The sequence below is a fragment of the Leisingera sp. NJS201 genome (genome assembly GCF_004535885.1).
Classification (GTDB): Bacteria; Pseudomonadota; Alphaproteobacteria; order Rhodobacterales; family Rhodobacteraceae; genus Leisingera.
Genome location: NZ_CP038234.1, coordinates 2,637,252 through 2,653,246 on the forward strand (window position 1 = coordinate 2,637,252; position 15,995 = coordinate 2,653,246).

At 64.1% G+C, this 15,995-nt stretch carries 18 protein-coding genes; 8 read left to right on the forward strand and 10 right to left on the reverse strand.

Annotated features, from left to right (window positions below):
• Window positions 1-683 precede the first annotated feature (683 nt).
• The gene (locus ETW23_RS25170) at window positions 684-2,030 is read left to right on the forward strand and encodes a hypothetical protein (RefSeq protein WP_167738115.1); all 1,347 of its coding nucleotides are present in this window, start codon (window positions 684-686) and stop codon (window positions 2,028-2,030) included.
• A 156-nt stretch (window positions 2,031-2,186) separates the two neighbouring features.
• Here the strand turns inward: ETW23_RS25170 and ETW23_RS13045 are convergent, their stop codons facing one another.
• The 5 genes from ETW23_RS13045 to nthA all read right to left on the reverse strand — a co-directional run bounded on the left by ETW23_RS13045 (window position 2,187) and on the right by nthA (window position 5,742).
• On the reverse strand, window positions 2,187-2,423 hold the full coding sequence (locus ETW23_RS13045) for a DUF2842 domain-containing protein (RefSeq protein WP_129370307.1): 237 nt from the start codon (window positions 2,421-2,423) through the stop codon (window positions 2,187-2,189).
• Window positions 2,423-3,736: an adenylosuccinate synthase gene (locus tag ETW23_RS13050; RefSeq protein ID WP_129370306.1), complete on the reverse strand. Its 1,314-nt coding sequence runs from the start codon at window positions 3,734-3,736 to the stop codon at window positions 2,423-2,425. The genes ETW23_RS13045 and ETW23_RS13050 overlap by 1 nt, the downstream gene beginning before the upstream one ends.
• A 376-nt stretch (window positions 3,737-4,112) precedes the next feature.
• Window positions 4,113-4,445, reverse strand: a complete 333-nt coding sequence (locus ETW23_RS13055) for a nitrile hydratase accessory protein (RefSeq protein ID WP_134830236.1) — start codon at window positions 4,443-4,445, stop codon at window positions 4,113-4,115.
• Complete coding sequence (gene nthB, locus ETW23_RS13060; protein ID WP_134830237.1) at window positions 4,442-5,119, reverse strand: nitrile hydratase subunit beta; 678 nt, start codon at window positions 5,117-5,119, stop codon at window positions 4,442-4,444. The genes ETW23_RS13055 and nthB overlap by 4 nt, the downstream gene beginning before the upstream one ends.
• Window positions 5,116-5,742, reverse strand: coding sequence for a nitrile hydratase subunit alpha (gene nthA / locus ETW23_RS13065; RefSeq protein ID WP_129370303.1), 627 nt, complete (start codon window positions 5,740-5,742; stop codon window positions 5,116-5,118). Before nthA ends, nthB begins: the two co-directional genes overlap by 4 nt.
• A 171-nt stretch (window positions 5,743-5,913) precedes the next feature.
• On the opposite strand from nthA, the gene secG reads away from it, so the two are divergent.
• Both secG and ETW23_RS13075 read left to right on the forward strand, forming a co-directional pair.
• Entirely contained in the window at window positions 5,914-6,276 is a 363-nt protein-coding gene (gene secG / locus ETW23_RS13070; RefSeq protein WP_129370302.1) for a preprotein translocase subunit SecG, read from the forward strand.
• A gap of 171 nt (window positions 6,277-6,447) precedes the next feature.
• Window positions 6,448-8,091, forward strand: a complete 1,644-nt coding sequence (locus ETW23_RS13075; RefSeq protein WP_129370301.1) for a CTP synthase — start codon at window positions 6,448-6,450, stop codon at window positions 8,089-8,091.
• A gap of 174 nt (window positions 8,092-8,265) precedes the next feature.
• Here ETW23_RS13075 and ETW23_RS13080 read toward each other — a convergent pair whose 3' ends face one another.
• The gene (locus ETW23_RS13080) at window positions 8,266-8,646 is read right to left on the reverse strand and encodes a DUF983 domain-containing protein (RefSeq protein ID WP_129370300.1); all 381 of its coding nucleotides are present in this window, start codon (window positions 8,644-8,646) and stop codon (window positions 8,266-8,268) included.
• Window positions 8,647-8,780: 134 nt separating this feature from the next.
• Here ETW23_RS13080 and ETW23_RS13085 point away from each other — a divergent pair, with 134 nt between their 5' ends.
• From ETW23_RS13085 to ETW23_RS13095, 3 genes are all read left to right on the forward strand, one after another.
• Window positions 8,781-10,151 carry a PLP-dependent aminotransferase family protein gene (locus tag ETW23_RS13085; RefSeq protein WP_134830238.1) on the forward strand — a complete coding sequence of 457 codons (1,371 nt, stop codon included), beginning with the start codon at window positions 8,781-8,783 and terminating at the stop codon, window positions 10,149-10,151.
• 42 nt (window positions 10,152-10,193) lie between these two features.
• Window positions 10,194-10,526: a DUF1992 domain-containing protein gene (locus tag ETW23_RS13090; RefSeq protein WP_134830239.1), complete on the forward strand. Its 333-nt coding sequence runs from the start codon at window positions 10,194-10,196 to the stop codon at window positions 10,524-10,526.
• Between the two features lie 80 nt (window positions 10,527-10,606).
• Complete coding sequence (locus ETW23_RS13095) at window positions 10,607-11,509, forward strand: fructose bisphosphate aldolase (protein WP_134830240.1); 903 nt, start codon at window positions 10,607-10,609, stop codon at window positions 11,507-11,509.
• Window positions 11,510-11,648: 139 nt separating this feature from the next.
• On the opposite strand, the gene ETW23_RS13100 is transcribed toward ETW23_RS13095, so the two are convergent.
• From ETW23_RS13100 to ETW23_RS13115, 4 genes are all read right to left on the reverse strand, one after another.
• Window positions 11,649-11,864 (reverse strand): hypothetical protein, encoded by a 216-nt coding sequence (locus tag ETW23_RS13100; RefSeq protein ID WP_129370296.1) that lies wholly within the window; start codon window positions 11,862-11,864, stop codon window positions 11,649-11,651.
• A 47-nt stretch (window positions 11,865-11,911) separates the two neighbouring features.
• Window positions 11,912-12,109, reverse strand: coding sequence for a hypothetical protein (locus ETW23_RS13105; RefSeq protein WP_129370295.1), 198 nt, complete (start codon window positions 12,107-12,109; stop codon window positions 11,912-11,914).
• Window positions 12,110-12,555: 446 nt separating this feature from the next.
• Window positions 12,556-13,341 (reverse strand): crotonase/enoyl-CoA hydratase family protein, encoded by a 786-nt coding sequence (locus tag ETW23_RS13110; protein WP_134830241.1) that lies wholly within the window; start codon window positions 13,339-13,341, stop codon window positions 12,556-12,558.
• 77 nt (window positions 13,342-13,418) lie between these two features.
• Window positions 13,419-14,483 (reverse strand): SMP-30/gluconolactonase/LRE family protein, encoded by a 1,065-nt coding sequence (locus tag ETW23_RS13115; protein ID WP_134830242.1) that lies wholly within the window; start codon window positions 14,481-14,483, stop codon window positions 13,419-13,421.
• 94 nt (window positions 14,484-14,577) lie between these two features.
• Here ETW23_RS13115 and ETW23_RS13120 point away from each other — a divergent pair, with 94 nt between their 5' ends.
• Window positions 14,578-15,687, forward strand: a complete 1,110-nt coding sequence (locus ETW23_RS13120) for a pyridoxal phosphate-dependent aminotransferase (protein WP_134830243.1) — start codon at window positions 14,578-14,580, stop codon at window positions 15,685-15,687.
• Window positions 15,688-15,777: 90 nt separating this feature from the next.
• Window positions 15,778-15,972, forward strand: coding sequence for a histidinol phosphate aminotransferase (locus ETW23_RS13125; protein ID WP_129370291.1), 195 nt, complete (start codon window positions 15,778-15,780; stop codon window positions 15,970-15,972).
• The last annotated feature ends 23 nt before the right edge of the window (window positions 15,973-15,995 follow it).

The window sequence follows — 15,995 nt, forward strand, 5'->3', positions numbered from 1 at the left end:
GAGATTGCCCGCCAGGTCGAGGCCCGCACCAGCGACGGAGGTATCCACCTGCGCGCCGCCACCCCGGCGCTTGGCACCGCTGCAGTTGAACCCCCTGCTCCGGCACAGGCTGCTCCGGCACAGACTGTCCCCGCACCGGCACCTGCCGCGGAACCGGCTGCAGAACAACCCGCCCCGGCAGAGGAACCTGCAGAAACTGCCGTGATCGAGGCCACCGCAGAAGCAACCGCAGCAGCAGAGACAATTGCTGCCGAAGCCTCCGATTCCGCCGCCGAGGCCGTTGCTGAGGGAGCCCAATCCGCACCAGCAGAGATTGAGGAAGCCGAAGCCGAAGCCGAAGCCGAAGCCGAAGCCGAAGCCGAAGCCGAAGCCGAAGCCGAAGCCGAAGCCGAAGCCGAAGCCGAGCCGAAGCCGAAGCCGAAGCCGAAGCCGAAGCCGAAGCCGAAGCCGAAGCCGAAGCCGAAGCCGAAGCCGAAGCCGAAGCCGAAGCCGAAGCCGAAGCCGAAGAAACCATCGCCGCTGTGCTGGAAACCGCAAGCGAAAATGCGCAGGCCGCAGAGGACAGCACCCCCGAAGTCGAACTGCTCGAAGTCAATGAAGCCGCTGCCGATGAGGTTACCTCCCCCAAGGAAGCAAAGGCCGAAGCCGCCCCGCGCACCGGAAAAGACGCCGGCGAAGACACCGTGCCGGCCGCAGACAGCATCGCCGCCAAACTGCAGCGCATCCGTGCTGTGGTGGCACAGACCCCGGACGAAGACTTCACCGAAGACGAGCATGCCGACGACGTTCTGGAAAGCGCCGCCGAGGACATCTCCAACGCGCTGCTGGACGATGACGCCGACGGCGCACAGGGCTTTGATGATGAAGACAACGATGCAATCGCCAAGGCACTGGACTGCCTGGACCTGAACACCGGGGCCGCCTCTGCAAGCGATGCCCCGGCACAAGACAGCGACAGCCTGTTTGCCGGCCTGCAGGATAAAGACAATGCGCCGACTGCTGCGGACGCCAGCGAAACCACAGACAGCCACGGCGCCGAAAACCTCCTGGCCGGCAACGCCGAAGACGAAGCTGCCGCTTCCAAACCTGCCCCCGCCCGTCCGGCGCGGGTGCGCATCACCAAGGTGAAACGCGCCGACTTTGACAAGGCCGTCGCGTCCGGCCGGCTGGAGGAATCCAAAGCCAGCGAAGATCCCGCGCCCGGGCAGCCGCCGCTGTCACAGGAAGACGAAGCCGACCTGATGCGCGAACTGGCTGAGGTGGAGGCCGAGATCCTGGCCGCGTCCGAAGATCAGGACGCCGGGGATTCTCCGGCCTTGTCCACGGCCCAGCCCCCCGCCCAGTCCACGGCCCAATCCGCAGCAGCCAGCCTGGCGGACAGCGATGTCTCCCGGCTGATGGCCGCCGCCGACGAAAAACTCGAGGACCCTGACACCGCCTCTTCCCGCGAGGCTTACAGCCAGCTGCGAGCCGCTGTCGCCGCCACCAAGGCCGAAGGCTCTGCCGGCGGCACCACCGGCAGCGATGGCGCCAAGCCTTACCGCGAAGACCTGGCCAGCGTGGTCCGCCCGCGCCGCCCGGAGTCCCGCCCGAACGCCTCGGAACGTCCGTCCGGCCCGGCCTCCCGCCCGGCCCCGCTGAAACTGGTGGCTGAACAGCGCATTGACGAAGGCAGCACACCGCAGCAGCCGGTGCGTCCGCGCCGGGTCTCGGCTGCGGTTCTGGGCGACGAGACCGAAGGCAACAGCGGTTTTGCCTCCTACGCCGCCGAACGCGGCGCCGCCGAACTGCATGAGCTGCTGGAAGCGGCCGCCGCCTACATGAGCTTTGTCGAAGGCCGCGACCATTTCTCGCGCCCGCAACTGATGAACAAGGTGCGCAGCGCCGGCAGCAGCGACTTCAACCGCGAAGACGGGCTGCGTTCTTTCGGCCAGCTCTTGCGCGACGGCAAGATCGAACGCTCCGGCAGCGGCCAGTTCACCGCCTCCGGCGACATCGGCTTCAAGCCCGGCAAACGCGCCGCAGGCTGAACGCCCCTGCGACCAAACCAAAAAAGGCGGCCATTGCGGGCCGCCTTTTCATTTTCCGAACCAGATCCTGCTTCATCTTTGCCGAAATACTCCGGGGTGAATGCGCCACAGGCGCAGAGGGGCAGCGCCCCTCTTCTATCACCCCTGCCCCTCACCTTATTCCTGTTCCGCGCCCGGATCTTCCTTGCCGACACCGCGGAACACAAACTTAAACGGCAGCACCCAGACAACCCCCAGCGCCACATAAATCAGCAGCTCCAGCCACAACGGCGGCCGGTCCAGCATATTCATCACCGTGACAGCAGCCACGATGTAAACCGGCATCCCGACCAGCAGGATCACCAGTGCCCAGCGCCGCCGGGCCTTATAGCTCAGGCCTTTTTCCTCAGCCATCAGTCGGCAAAGGGATCGGTCACCAGAATGGTGTCGTCCCGCTCCGGGCTGGTGGACAGCAATGCCACCGGGCAGTCAATCAGCTCTTCCACCCGTTTCACGTATTTGATCGCATTGGCCGGCAGGTCATTCCAGCTGCGCGCGCCTTCGGTGCTTTCGCTCCAGCCCGGCATTTCCTCGTAAACCGGCGTGCAGCGGGCCTGGCTGTCGGCAGCCGTCGGCAAGTAATCCAGGCGCTCGCCGTCCAGATCATAGCCTACACAGATCTTCAGGGTCTCGAACCCGTCCAGCACATCCAGCTTGGTCAGCGAAATACCGTTGATGCCGGAGGTGGCGCAGGTCTGGCGCACCAGACAGGCATCAAACCAGCCGCAACGGCGCTGGCGGCCGGTGGTGGTGCCGAACTCATGGCCGCGCTCACCCAGACGCTGGCCGTCCGCATCCGGCGTGCCATCGGCCTGCAACAGCTCAGTCGGGAACGGGCCTTCGCCAACCCGTGTGGTATAGGCCTTCACAATGCCCAGCACATAATCGATCGAGCCGGGGCCGATGCCCACACCGGTTGCCGCCTGGCCTGCAATCACATTCGACGAGGTCACAAACGGATAGGTGCCGAAATCAATGTCCAGCAACGCACCCTGCGCGCCTTCAAAAAGGATCCGCTTGCCCGCCTTGCGCTTCTCGTTCAGCACCTTCCAGACCGGCGCCGCATAGGGCAGAATCTTCGGTGCGATCTCTTTCAGCTGTTCAATCAGCGCGTCGCGGTCAACTGCGTCAACACCCAGCCCCTTGCGCAGCGGATCATGATGCTGCAGCGCCCGGTCAACGCGGGCAATCAGCGTCGCCTCATCCGCCAGATCGGCGACGCGGATCGCACGGCGGCCCACTTTATCTTCGTAACACGGGCCAATACCGCGGCCGGTAGTACCGATCTTGGTGCCTTTACTGGCCGCCTCTTCGCGCGCCCGGTCCAATTCGCCATGCAGCGGCAGGATCAGCGGCGTGTTTTCCGCGACCATCAGCGTTTCCGGGGTGATCTCAACACCCTGCGCCTGGACCGTGGCGATCTCTTTCATCAGGTGCCAGGGATCCAGCACCACACCGTTGCCAATGACCGACAGCTTGCCGCCGCGCACCACGCCCGAAGGCAGCGCGTGCAGCTTGTAGACCTTGCCGTCAATGACCAGCGTATGGCCGGCGTTATGGCCGCCCTGGAAGCGCGCGATCACGTCTGCACGCTCGCTCAGCCAATCCACGATCTTGCCTTTCCCTTCGTCGCCCCACTGGGCGCCGACTACGACGACATTGGCCATATCCGGTCCTTTACAGTCTTGGTTCAAACCCACGCTCATATAGCGATGCTGCGCCGGCAGGGGAACCGCAAATTCGCCGCAGTCAGACGCTAATTCACGGCGCGCGGCCCCCTCTCCGCCGCAAAACCCGTTCTCAGCCGGGCAGAGCCGGTCCGCGGGCTGGCGGCGGAACAGACCTGAAAGGCAGTTTACCGTGCCGGATCTGCAAAAGTTCGGTTGGCGGGCTTACCTGACAAAAGAGGCCGCCCGATGGGGCGGGCGGGCTCTGCCCGGCGGCGCTGCCATCCTTAACCGGATCAGCGCTCAGACCAATGAAAGAAGAAACCTGAACCGCCCGGACGGTCGGACGGCCCCGGCGGCCCAACTTGCTGCGCGGTCAATCGCTTAGCCGCACCGGTTCCCCATGCGGAGTCGCCAGATAGGCCGCTTCCCAGCGGCTGCGCATCACCTCGGCCTCCGCGCGCGATGCCGCCCCCTCCTCGGCCAGGAACATCTCCAGTGCCTCCAGCCAGGCGCGAAAATAATCCTCACCGCCATCCAGCTCACGGCTAAGGCCGTGGCGTCGCAAAGTGGCCGAGAACCGCACGACCCACGCGCCCCAGGTAAACCGCCCGGCTTCGTTCAGATGCACCGTCAGTGCAAAGACCTGCGCATGCCAAGGCTCGGCAAAGACCGGCTCCGGCGCGGCAACCTCAGAACACCCGCTCATAGTGGCTCCAGATAGCTTTGCCACAGGTCCAGCACCACCTCGTCCTCGGGATGTTCGGGATGCGCCCACAACATGCGCGCCGAAAACCGCACCGCATACAGCGGCTCCGGTGCTTCGCCCAATCCATGCGCGTTGCTGTCCGGCAGCACATGGGTGCCATGCAGCCGCAGGACATAGCCATGCGCCCCGGCGGCATATTGCGGCAGCCGCGTGTGGCCGCCATCGACCAGCGCGTTGTCAGCAGGGATTCGCACCCGCACCGCCTGCCCCGGATGAAACCGCGGCTTCGGCCCGCCCTCACGGGTGGCTGGACCGCCCTTGGCCAAGGCCCCTGCCACCGCATCCGCCTTCAGCGACCGCTCCGCCAGCGCATGCAGTCCGGCAGCACCCTGGCCCTGCAGGTCTTCGCGCGTCAGCACGCCTTTCTCCACCAGCAGATCCGCCAGCGCCGAGATCCATTTCTCGTAATAGGAAAACCGCGTGTAATCCTTCGGCGACAGCTTCTCCCGCGCATGGCGGGAGGTGTCGATATTCCACTGCCCCAGCGCGCCGCAGGCCAGCGTCACCGCCAGCGCCCGGGCATGCCAGTCCTCGGCAAAAACCGGCGCGTCCTCGGCTTCCGGCACTACCGGTCCGTCACCGAATCGCCCGCCCATGTCATGCACCCGGGTCATGCCGGCGCCTCCCCCGGCTGCCGTGCAAGGCCGGTGCCGATCATGCTGTCGCGGGTCACCAGCGCCGCCAGCTCCTCTGCGCTCAAACCCTCAGTGCCTTCAGGCCGCATCGGCAGCACCAGATAGCGGACCTCAGCCGTCGAGTCCCAGACCCGCACCGCGGTCCCCTCAGGCAGGGCCACGCCGAAATCCGCCAGAACTTTCCGCGGTTCGCGCACCGCGCGGGCGCGATAGGCGTCGGACTTATACCAGCCCGGCGGTATACCCAGCAAAGGCCACGGGTAGCAGCTGCACAGCGTACAAACGACCATATTGTGCTGCAGGGCCGTATTCTCCACCACCACCATATGCTCGCCCTGGCGGCCATAAAACCCAAGGTCCGCCAGCACCGGATCAGCATCCGCCAGCAGTGCTGCCTTGAACTCCGGATCGCTCCAGGCGCGCGCCACCACAAGGGCGCCGTTCTGCGGGCCGATCCTGTTTTGATAGGTATCAATGATCTCCTCCAGCGCGGCGGGATCAATCAGCCCCTTCTGAATGAGAATCGATTCCAGCGCCTTGACCCGCAAAGCAGGGTCGGGCGGCAAAAGGGCATGCGGGTGGTCGGGGTGATCATGAGGCATACCCCATGCTGCGCCGCTGCAGGGGGCCTGTCCAGTCATGTTTCATGATGCAAACATTCATGTTGCGTGACGTCCGGGACGGTTCGCGGCAAGGGCTGCAACTCCGCCCTTGCCCCCCGGTCAATCTTGCCTATTTACCGCCCGATACTCAGCCAACCGCCGCAGGGGCCCATGGAAAACGTTGTTCTCATCATCCATCTTCTTTTGGCTCTCGGCCTGATTGCAGTTGTTCTGCTGCAGCGCTCCGAAGGCGGCGGCCTTGGCATGGGCGGCGGCGGCGGCGGTGCTGTCTCCGGCCGCGCGGCAGCCACGGCGCTTAGCCGACTGACCTGGATCCTGGCCATCGCCTTTATCTGCACCTCGATCACCCTGACCATCATGGCCGCGCAGAAATCCGCAGGCGCCTCGGTCACTGATCGTCTGGCCGTGCCGCAGGCCGAAGAGCAGGGCGATGCTCCGGCAGCCCCGTTGGGCAGCGATCTTCTGCCGCCTTCTGAGGGCGACAACGCTCCGCTGGTTCCCAGCGCAGACTGACACACTACACCTTGAGAGGGTTTTAGGAACCGCAACAGCATCTTGCGGTTCCCTTGCGTTGTTTGCGCGAATCCTTTATATATGAAGTCCCGTGATGCTGCGGTTTTTGGGGTGATTCCAATCACCGCCGGGCAGCTGAAATCTGACTTCTCACGGGGCAGCCGAATACATATGGCGCGTTTTATCTTCATCACCGGCGGTGTTGTTTCATCCTTGGGCAAAGGCCTGGCTTCGGCTGCGCTTGGCGCCCTTCTGCAGGCGCGGGGCTACTCGGTCCGCCTGCGCAAGCTGGACCCCTATCTGAACGTCGATCCGGGCACCATGAGCCCGTTTGAACACGGCGAAGTCTTTGTCACCGACGATGGCGCCGAGACCGACCTGGACCTGGGCCATTACGAGCGGTTCACCGGGGTGCCCGCGCGCAAGACCGACTCGATCTCCTCGGGGCGGATCTACACCAACGTGCTGGAGAAAGAGCGCCGCGGCGATTACCTGGGCAAGACCATTCAGGTCATTCCCCACGTCACCAACGAGATCAAGGATTTCATCTCGATCGGCGAGGATGAAGTCGACTTCATGCTCTGTGAAATCGGCGGCACCGTCGGCGACATCGAAGGCCTGCCGTTCTTTGAAGCGATCCGCCAGTTCGCCCAGGACAAGCCGCGCGGCCAGTGCCTGTTTATGCATTTGACCCTGCTGCCCTATATCAAGGCCAGCGGCGAGCTGAAAACCAAGCCGACCCAGCACTCGGTCAAGGAGCTGCGCTCGATCGGCCTGGCGCCGGACATCCTGGTTTGCCGCTCTGAAGGCCCGATCCCGAAGAAAGAGCGCGAAAAGCTAGCGCTGTTCTGCAACGTGCGCCCGGATTCGGTGATTGCTGCGCAGGATCTGAAATCCATTTACGAGGCGCCGCTGGCCTATCACCGCGAAGGCATGGATCAGGCGGTTCTGGATGCATTCGGCATCTCCCCTGCTCCGAAACCGAACCTGGCCCGCTGGGAAGATGTGGCCGACCGCATCTATAACCCCGAAGGCGAAGTGAAGGTGGCCATTGTCGGCAAATACACCCAGCTGGAAGACGCCTATAAATCCATCGCCGAGGCGCTGACCCACGGCGGCATGTCGAACCGGGTGAAGGTGAAGATCGAATGGGTCGACGCCGAGCTGTTCGACAAGGAAGACGCCGCCCCCTATCTGCAGGGCTACCACGCGATCCTGGTCCCCGGCGGCTTTGGCGAGCGCGGCACCGAGGGCAAGATCAAGGCGGCGCAATATGCGCGCGAAAACGACGTCCCCTACCTGGGCATCTGCCTCGGCATGCAGATGGCGGTGATCGAAGCTGCGCGCAATGTGGCGGGCATCACCGAGGCGGGTTCGGAAGAGTTCGACCATGAGGCCGGCAAGAAACGGTTCGAACCGGTGGTCTATCACCTGAAGGAATGGGTGCAGGGCAACCACAAGATCAGCCGCAAGGCGGATGACGACAAGGGCGGCACCATGCGCCTGGGCGCCTATGACGCGGCGCTGACCGAAGGCTCCAAGGTCGCCGCCGCCTATGGCAGCACCCACATCGAGGAGCGCCACCGCCACCGCTATGAGGTGGACATCAAATACCGCGAAAAGCTGGAAGAATGCGGGCTGAACTTCTCGGGCATGTCGCCCGACGGCCGCCTGCCGGAGATCGTGGAATGGAAGGACCATCCGTGGTTCATCGGCGTGCAGTTCCACCCGGAGCTGAAATCCAAACCCTTTGCGCCGCACCCGCTGTTTGACGATTTCGTCCGCGCAGCCAAAGACACCTCGCGTCTGGTCTGAGCTGTTGTGCGGCAGGCGGGTGTCCTCCCGCCCGCTGCCTGGCTCACGGCACGTGAGCCGCACCCGTTGGGCCCGGCGCCGCTGCGCGGCGCAGGGAGAAACCGGAAAAAGGCGGGCCAATGGCCCGCCTTTTGCATTTTAACTGGTTGGTTTCAGGTTGGTTTCTGGCCGGATTCAGAACCCGTGCATCCGCTTGGCCCATTGATAAGCCACTACCAGCCCCTTCATCCGCGGCAGCATCACCAGCGAGGCCCCCACCGTGATCACCGACATGATGATCGCCAAGGTCCAGGGATCCGGACGCAACTGGGTATAAACAATGTGCAGCGCAAAGCCGAGAATGTGGCCAACCACCAGAATGGTCAGATAGGCCGGCCCGTCATCAGCGCGCTGATGGTGCAGCTCTTGGCCGCATTCGCTGCAGCTGTCGTTCACCTTGAGATAACTGTGCAAGAGCTTGCCCTCGCCGCAGTTCGGGCAGCGCAGCCGCAGCCCCTTCAGCAAGGCGGGTTTCATCTCCCGCTGGTCCTGTTGCAAAACATCCATCCCAGTCATCGCACGTCTCCTTGGGGTTTGCGGCCTGATACTGCGATTCCAGGATTGATTGCAATCAATTTGCAAACATGGATATTGCATTTATTGACGCAGTCAATCATTGAACCAAACAATCACCCCAGGAGATTCTGCCGATGAAGCAGTGGACCCCGGCCCGTCTGGCCAATGCAAAGCCCCGCTATCTGGAGTTGGCCGAGGCGATCAAATCCGACATCGACACCGGCGTGCTGGCGCCCGGCGACCGGCTGCCGCCGCAGCGGCGGGTGGCGCAGGATCTGGGGGTGGATTTCTCAACCGTGTCGCGCGGCTATGCCGAGGCGGTGCGGCGCGGCTATATCGAAAGCTTTGTGGGCCGCGGCACCTTTGTGAAGGCGCCGGACGCGCTGCCGGCACGCCCCGACCCGCGCCGGGCGCTGGAAGAAGACCCGATGATGAACATGCCGCCGGAGCCGGATGACCCGGCCTTGCTGGCGCGGATGCAAAAGGGGCTGGAGCATGTCTCGGCCAACCTGCTGCCGCTGTTGCGCTATCAATCGGTCACCGGCAGCCCGCAGGACCGGGCCATTGCGGCGGATTGGATGCAGGCAAACGGCCTGCCCTGCGCACCCGAGCGGCTGGCGGTCACGCCGGGTTCTCATGCCAGTCTTTATGCAATTCTGACGGTGCTGTGCGAGCCCGGTTCAACCGTGTTGTGCGAGGATGTGACCTATCCCGGGCTGCGCTCAATTGCGGCGCGGCTGGGGATCCGGCTGATCGGTCTGGCCGGCGACCGTGACGGCATCCTGCCGGAGGCGCTGGAAAAAGCGGTCACCGACCACTGGCCGGCGGCGCTGTACCTGAACCCGACGCTGCAGAACCCGACCACCCGCACCATGCCCAGCCACCGGCGTGAGGATGTGGCGGCCGTGCTGCAAAAACATGATCTGCCGCTGATCGAAGACGACGCCTATTGCTTCGTTGCCGAGGATGCTCCTGCCGCCATCAGCAGCCTGATCCCGGATTTGGGCTGGCATATTGCGGGCCTGTCCAAATGTTTCGGCGCCGGGTTGCGGCTGGCCTATACCACGGTGCCCAAACGCAGCCTGATGGGGCAGTTCTCACAAGCAATGCGGTCGATGCATGTGATGGTGTCGCCGCTGAACCTGGCACTTCTGGGCCGCTGGATTGAGGATGGCACCGCGGCGGAAATCCAGGGTTTCGTGCGCAAGGCCGCAGCGGTGCGGCAGGCGCTGGCGGCTGAGGTGCTGCAGGAATGCTTTACCATTGCGGATCCACTGGCCTTCAACCTGTGGCTTACCCTGCCCCGCGGCACTAGCCGGGCCGAGGTAATGGGCCGCATGGCAGGCCGCCAGATCGGCATCATGCCAAGCGATGCTTTCACCGTGACCGGCCTGCCCGAGGAAGCAGTAAGGGTCTGCCTGGGCGGCCCCATTGCATTGGGCGAATTGCACGAGGATCTGATTGCGCTGAATGACGCAGTCACCCGCAAGGACTGGCTGGGTTGAGCTGCGGCTGGTAGGATCCCGGCAGAAAACACGAGGCCGCCCATGATCCGCGCATTCCGCAATCTGATTGAACGGCAGCTGGCCAAGGCCCAGGCCGAAGGGCAGCTGCAAGGACTGGCGGGCCAAGGCAAACCCTTGCCCGACCGCAGCGGCGAGGCGCATGTGGATGCAGGCCTGGCGGCAGGAATGCGGATCATGGCGCAGGCCGGCGTGGTGCCGGAGGAGTTCACATTGAAGGAACAGCTGGCCGCGGCCCGCAAGGGTTATGCGGCTCTGACGGATGCGGCAGCACGCAAGGCGGCGATGGCGCGGATCTCGGATCTGGAAATGCGCTATAATATGGCGCGGGATGCGCGGAAATCCTTCTTCCGTTAGCGCAACACCCCGTTGTTTCCCGGCAGATTCGCGGTATAGACAGCGCCAAGACAGACCATTCCCAAGAAGAGTGACGCATCATGGCCAAAGACGCTTCCGTTCATCAGGAACAACTCGACCGTATCGCAGCCGGCAAAGGCTTCATTGCCGCGCTGGACCAATCCGGCGGCTCGACCCCGAAGGCGCTGGCGCTTTATGGCGTGACCGAGGACGCCTATTCCGGCGACGACGAGATGTTCGCCGAAATCCACAAGATGCGCACCCGCATCATCACCTCGCCGAGCTTTGGCAAGGAGCGTATCCTGGGTGCGATCCTGTTCGAGAAAACCATGGACGGCGAGATTGACGGCAAGCCGACCGCGGACTTCCTGTGGGGCAACTGCGGCGTGGTGCCGTTCCTGAAAGTGGACAAGGGCCTGGCCGATGAGGCCAATGGCGTGCAGATGATGAAGCCGATGCCGGAGTTGGACGCCCTGCTGGCGCGCGCCGGTGAGAAGGGCATCTTCGGCACCAAGATGCGCTCGGTCGTCAAGGAAGCCAATGCGACAGGCATCAAGGCGGTTGTCGCCCAGCAGTTCGAAGTGGGCCAGCAGATCGCGGCCGCCGGCCTGGTGCCGATCATCGAGCCGGAAGTGGACATCAACTCGGCCACCAAAGCCGAGGCCGAAGATGTCCTGAAGGCAGAGATCAAGGCACAACTGGACGCCCTGCCCGAAGGCACCAAAGTGGCGCTGAAGCTGACCATCCCGTCCAAGGCTGGCCTCTATGATGATCTGGCAGATCACGCCAATGTGGTGCGGGTTGTGGCGCTGTCGGGCGGCTATACCACCGATGACGCCTGCGCGCGCCTGTCGCAGAACGCCAAGATGATCGCCTCCTTCAGCCGCGCGCTGACCGAGGGGCTGAGCGTGTCGATGACCGATGCGGAATATGACGCTGCATTGGGCGCAAATATCGCCAAAATCTACGACGCGTCGCTCTAAGCCCGCCGCAGACCTGTTGAATAGAAAGCCGCGCCTGCACCGGGCGCGGCTTTTTCCTGGCCGGCTTTTAGGATCTACGGCCCAAAGGCCGGTATCACTGGACCCGCGTCGTTGGGCCGGTATCACCGGGGCCGGCAGGTCAGAGACCCGTGCGCCCGGCGCAGCAGACCGCTAGCACCAGCCCGGCGCCGCTGAGGAAGGGCAGCCAGAAAAACCGCAATGCAGTCAGGGTGAACCAGCCGGGCTGATCCTCGGCCGGCTGGCCTGCGCCGCCGAGCCAGGCCCAGAACACCAGCGCCGAGGCCGAGATCATCACCCCGCTGAAGGCGAGCAGCCAACGGGCCGAGCTAGGCATTGCGGCCTCCGCCGCCGGGGGCCTGCGGCTGGCGGCGAGCCATCCGCTCACGCTGCCTCGGTCAGCGACGGGTGCAGGCCGGTGCAGCTGACCTTGTTTTCATTGACCGCCAGGTAACGCTGCGCCTCCTCGCGGTTTCCAAAGCACAGGGCCTCGTCATAAAAATAGGTGATCCGGTCGCCGGTCCGGGACAGCAGGGCGCCGCTTTCGAACAGAATAAACCACTTCTTACGCACCAGTTGCATCAGCCTCACTCCTTTCTGAAGCCCGGCTGCAGCGCACTTCCTGCGCCAGCCGGTTCTACTGCATTTCATCAGGGTGCAAACACCCATCCGGCGCCCGTGCGAGCGTTCCGGCGGCAGGTTTCCAATTGATGGATTGGCCTGTTTTGCGCCCTGATGAAGGCAGAATTCGCCCGCAAATATTGCCAAATGGTTAACGGGCGTTTCTGTTGATTTTGCGCGGCATTTTTCTGCCGGCGGGCGGCGGTTTCCCGCTGGCATAGGCGGATTTTCGGAAAAATTGGCGAAAAACCGCTGTTGCAGTTTTCAAAGACCCGCCGGCGGCAAAGCGCCCGTTCCGGACGCTGCCTCCGGCGGGGATTTTTACAGCCGGAAGAAGCTGTTGGAATTCCGGTTCAGCACCACGCGGGCGGCGGCACGGGGCGGAGAAGAAGCCTCTCTGGCAGGGCTCAGCCGAAATCCGGCGGGCGCTTTTGCAGCTGCGCCGCGACGGCCTCCATCTGATCCGGCTTGCCGATCAGGTCCAGCTGTCCGGCGCTTTCGGCCAGCAGCACATCCGCCTGGGCGGCACCGCTTTCGGCATAAGCGATCATGCGCTTGGCAGCGCGGATGGCGGAGGGGCTTTTTGCTGCGATGACGGTGGCCAGTTCCTGGGCGCGGGTAAGCGGGCTGTCTGCCAGTTCGCTCACCAGCCCCCAGTCCAGCGCCTGCGGCGCGGCGATTTTTTCAGCCGTGTAAGTGAGCCGGCGCAAAACGTCCGAACGCAGCAGCCGCGGCAGCAGCGCCATGCCGCCCATGTCCGGGATCAGCCCCCATTTCATCTCCATCACCGACAGCTGCGCCTCGGGGTGGGCAATGCGGATGTCGGCACCCAGCGCGATCTGCAAGCCGCCGCCGAAACAGGCACCGTGAATGGCCGCGATCACCGGCACCGGCATCCGGCGCCAGACCATCGCCACCTCCTGGAACGCGTTGGCGTCGTGGTGGGTGCGCTCCATCACCAGGGTGCTGAGGTCACGCTGCGCAAATCCGGCCAAAGCGGCCATGTCGAGACCGGCGCAAAAGCTGTTGCCGCTACCTGCCAGCACCACAGCGCGGGCCTCCGATTCCGCCACCTCCTGCCCGGCGGCGATGATTGCCTCGATCATCTCCTCGTCCAGGGCGTTGTGCTTGTCCGGACGGGCAAGCGTGACATAGGCGATGTGGTCCTTGTAGCCGGTGGTGACTCTGGCCATGACATATTCCCCGTTGCTGGTTTGCCGCCAGCCTGCCCCGGCAGCGGATGGGATGCCAGTCCAACGTGGGGGAAGGGTCAGGGTTGCAGCGGCAGACGGGCGAACCAGGGCGAGTCGAGTGTCATCACGTAAAGCTGCCCGCCTGCCAGCTTGCCGCCGGTGGTGACGCCAAGGCGCCCGTCCGGGTCCTGCAGTGTGCGTAAGGTTTTGCCCTGCCCGTCGAACTGCATCAGCATGCCGCGATGCACCGGCGCCGGGCGCACCATTGGCCCCAGCCGCCAGATCAGTTTGCGCAAGAACGGATAGGGCATCAGTTTTTCCGACGGCAGGCGCGGGCTGGCAAAGGCCAGCCAATAGGTGCCGTCGCCCTGGCCTTCAAGGTTGTCGGGATAGCCGGGGAGGTTATCAAGGAAGACCTCTTGCTGGCCCGCCCTGTCCCCCGTGAGCCAAAGCCGATGGATACGGGCGCGGCCGGTTTCGTTGATCAAGAGGAAATCTTCGTCCGGGGACAGGGCAATGCCATTGGTGTAGACGAAGCCTGTGGCGAGCTTTTCTACGCTGCCGTCTGGCGCCAAGCGGGCGACGTAGCCGCTGTCCGACTGTTCCCAGATGGTGAGGATCGAGGTGGGTTTGGTGCCGCCCATGGTTTCCGGATCGAACCGGTCGGAGGAGTTGGAGAAATAGACGGTGCCGTCCTGTGCCACGTCGAGCTGGTTGGCGTAAATGATGGGCGTGCCATTGATGCTGTCTGCCAGCACCTTGAGCGTGCCGGGGCCGGACCAGCGCAGGATGCCGCGGAAGCTGTCGGCGATGTAAAGCGCGCCGTCCGGCCCGGCCTTCAACCCCAGCGGGCGGCCGCCGAGACGGTCGACCAGCACCGGCTCCGCCCCGTCGATGCGGTAGAGATTTCCGGAAAGGCTGGTGGTGTAGACCGCACCGTCCGCGAGTTCGGCCAGGTCTTCGGGGCCTGCTTCGCCATCCGGCAGTCTGATCAGCTCTGCCGCATCCAGGGCGCGGTTTTCAGCGTAGACGCCGGTAAACCCTGGCGCGGCGGGCGGGTCATAGGCGACCGGATCCACCGGCACCGGCCAGAACAACAGGTAGCCTAGGGCGGCGGCCAGCAAGGCCAGAACATTGCGCATGAAAGAATCCTCTGGACATCCGGGTGTAATCTGCGCGGCAGGGAACGGTGACGCAAGCCTTGCCCCGTTTGCGGGCTTGGGGTTATCTGCAGCCATGACTGGTCCCCGCTACACCCCGCTTGCGCTTTCCCTGCCTGCCGCCGTGCCGTTTGTCGGCCCCGAAACGCAGGAGCGTGAGCGCGGCGCGCCTTTTGCGGCACGGCTGGGGGCGAATGAGAACATATTCGGCCCTTCGCCCAAGGCGGTTGAGGCAATGGCCAAAGCGGCGGCGGAGATCTGGAAATACGGCGATGCGCAAAGCCATGATCTGCGTCAGGCGCTGTCGGCGCATCAAGGGGTGGACCCTGAGCATATCATCGTCGGCGAAGGTATCGACGGTTTGCTGGGCTATCTGGTGCGGCTGCTGATCGGGCCGGGCGATGCGGTTGTGACCTCGCTGGGGGCCTATCCGACGTTCAATTACCATGTGGCGGGGTTTGGCGGGGTGATCCACACGGTGCCCTACAAGAATGACCGCGAGGATTTTGAGGCGTTGTTTGCCAGGGCGGCGGAGGTGGATGCCAAGATCGTCTACCTTGCCAATCCGGACAATCCGATGGGCAGCTGGCGCAAGGGCGCCGATATTGCCGCCGCGCTGGACCATTTGCCCGCGGGCTGCCTGCTGCTGCTGGACGAGGCTTATGTGGAATGCGCGCCGGAAGGCACCGCGGCGCCCGTCAGTGCCGATGATGTGCGGGTGATCCGGATGCGGACGTTCTCCAAGGCCTATGGCATGGCCGGTGCACGGGTGGGCTATGCCATAGGCCACCCGGATCTGATCGCTGCCTTCAATAAGGTGCGCAATCATTTCGGCATGAACCGGGCGGCGCAGGCGGGGGCGCTGGCGGCCTTGCAGGATCAGGACTGGCTGGCGAGCGTGCTGGCGCAAATCGGCGGCGCGCGGCACCGGATTGCTGGGATCGCGGCAGAAAACGGGCTGAGCGCCCTGCCCTCGGCCACCAATTTCGTGGCCATTGACTGCGGTCACGACGGGGTGTTTGCCAAGGCGGTTCTGGATGGTCTGGTGGATCAGGGGATCTTTGTGCGGATGCCCTTTGCCGCGCCGCAAAACCGCTGCATCCGGGTGAGCTGCGGGCCGGAAGCGGAGCTGGACGCCTTTGCGGCGGCCCTGCCGCGGGCACTGGCGGCGGCGCGGGGTGGCTGAAAATTGCCAGCGCTCCCCGGATCGCGGCAGTTTTACCGGACATTCACCACTCCTGGACTACCATTTAGAAGTAGAACCGGGAGAATTGTCATGCGTGACCCTGAACTGCCGGCCAACATGCCGGATTTCTTCACTGCCGCAATCACCTTTGCCGGGATCAACCTGATGTGGATCTTCTTTGTGGTCTGGGTGATGTACGGAATGGTGCCTGTTCTGGTGCTGGCGGTGCTGATCAACCATCTTATCACCAGGCTGGATATCCGCCTGAATGCACGGAAGGCGTGAGCCGCGCCTACCGTTTGTGTCTG

Excerpts from the sequence above, each read along its gene's own strand:
- ETW23_RS13045 (WP_129370307.1), bottom strand. The coding sequence starts at position 2,423 with ATGGCTGAGGAAAAAGGCCTGAGCTATAAGGCCCGGCGGCGCTGGGCA.
- ETW23_RS13050 (WP_129370306.1), bottom strand. The coding sequence starts at position 3,736 with ATGGCCAATGTCGTCGTAGTCGGCGCCCAGTGGGGCGACGAAGGGAAA.
- ETW23_RS13055 (WP_134830236.1), bottom strand. The coding sequence starts at position 4,445 with ATGAGCGGGTGTTCTGAGGTTGCCGCGCCGGAGCCGGTCTTTGCCGAG.
- nthB (WP_134830237.1), bottom strand. The coding sequence starts at position 5,119 with ATGACCCGGGTGCATGACATGGGCGGGCGATTCGGTGACGGACCGGTA.
- nthA (WP_129370303.1), bottom strand. The coding sequence starts at position 5,742 with ATGCCTCATGATCACCCCGACCACCCGCATGCCCTTTTGCCGCCCGAC.
- secG (WP_129370302.1), top strand. The coding sequence starts at position 5,914 with ATGGAAAACGTTGTTCTCATCATCCATCTTCTTTTGGCTCTCGGCCTG.
- ETW23_RS13075 (WP_129370301.1), top strand. The coding sequence starts at position 6,448 with ATGGCGCGTTTTATCTTCATCACCGGCGGTGTTGTTTCATCCTTGGGC.
- ETW23_RS13080 (WP_129370300.1), bottom strand. The coding sequence starts at position 8,646 with ATGACTGGGATGGATGTTTTGCAACAGGACCAGCGGGAGATGAAACCC.
- ETW23_RS13085 (WP_134830238.1), top strand. The coding sequence starts at position 8,781 with ATGAAGCAGTGGACCCCGGCCCGTCTGGCCAATGCAAAGCCCCGCTAT.
- ETW23_RS13090 (WP_134830239.1), top strand. The coding sequence starts at position 10,194 with ATGATCCGCGCATTCCGCAATCTGATTGAACGGCAGCTGGCCAAGGCC.
- ETW23_RS13095 (WP_134830240.1), top strand. The coding sequence starts at position 10,607 with ATGGCCAAAGACGCTTCCGTTCATCAGGAACAACTCGACCGTATCGCA.
- ETW23_RS13100 (WP_129370296.1), bottom strand. The coding sequence starts at position 11,864 with ATGCCTAGCTCGGCCCGTTGGCTGCTCGCCTTCAGCGGGGTGATGATC.
- ETW23_RS13105 (WP_129370295.1), bottom strand. The coding sequence starts at position 12,109 with ATGCAACTGGTGCGTAAGAAGTGGTTTATTCTGTTCGAAAGCGGCGCC.
- ETW23_RS13110 (WP_134830241.1), bottom strand. The coding sequence starts at position 13,341 with ATGGCCAGAGTCACCACCGGCTACAAGGACCACATCGCCTATGTCACG.
- ETW23_RS13115 (WP_134830242.1), bottom strand. The coding sequence starts at position 14,483 with ATGCGCAATGTTCTGGCCTTGCTGGCCGCCGCCCTAGGCTACCTGTTG.
- ETW23_RS13120 (WP_134830243.1), top strand. The coding sequence starts at position 14,578 with ATGACTGGTCCCCGCTACACCCCGCTTGCGCTTTCCCTGCCTGCCGCC.
- ETW23_RS13125 (WP_129370291.1), top strand. The coding sequence starts at position 15,778 with ATGCGTGACCCTGAACTGCCGGCCAACATGCCGGATTTCTTCACTGCC.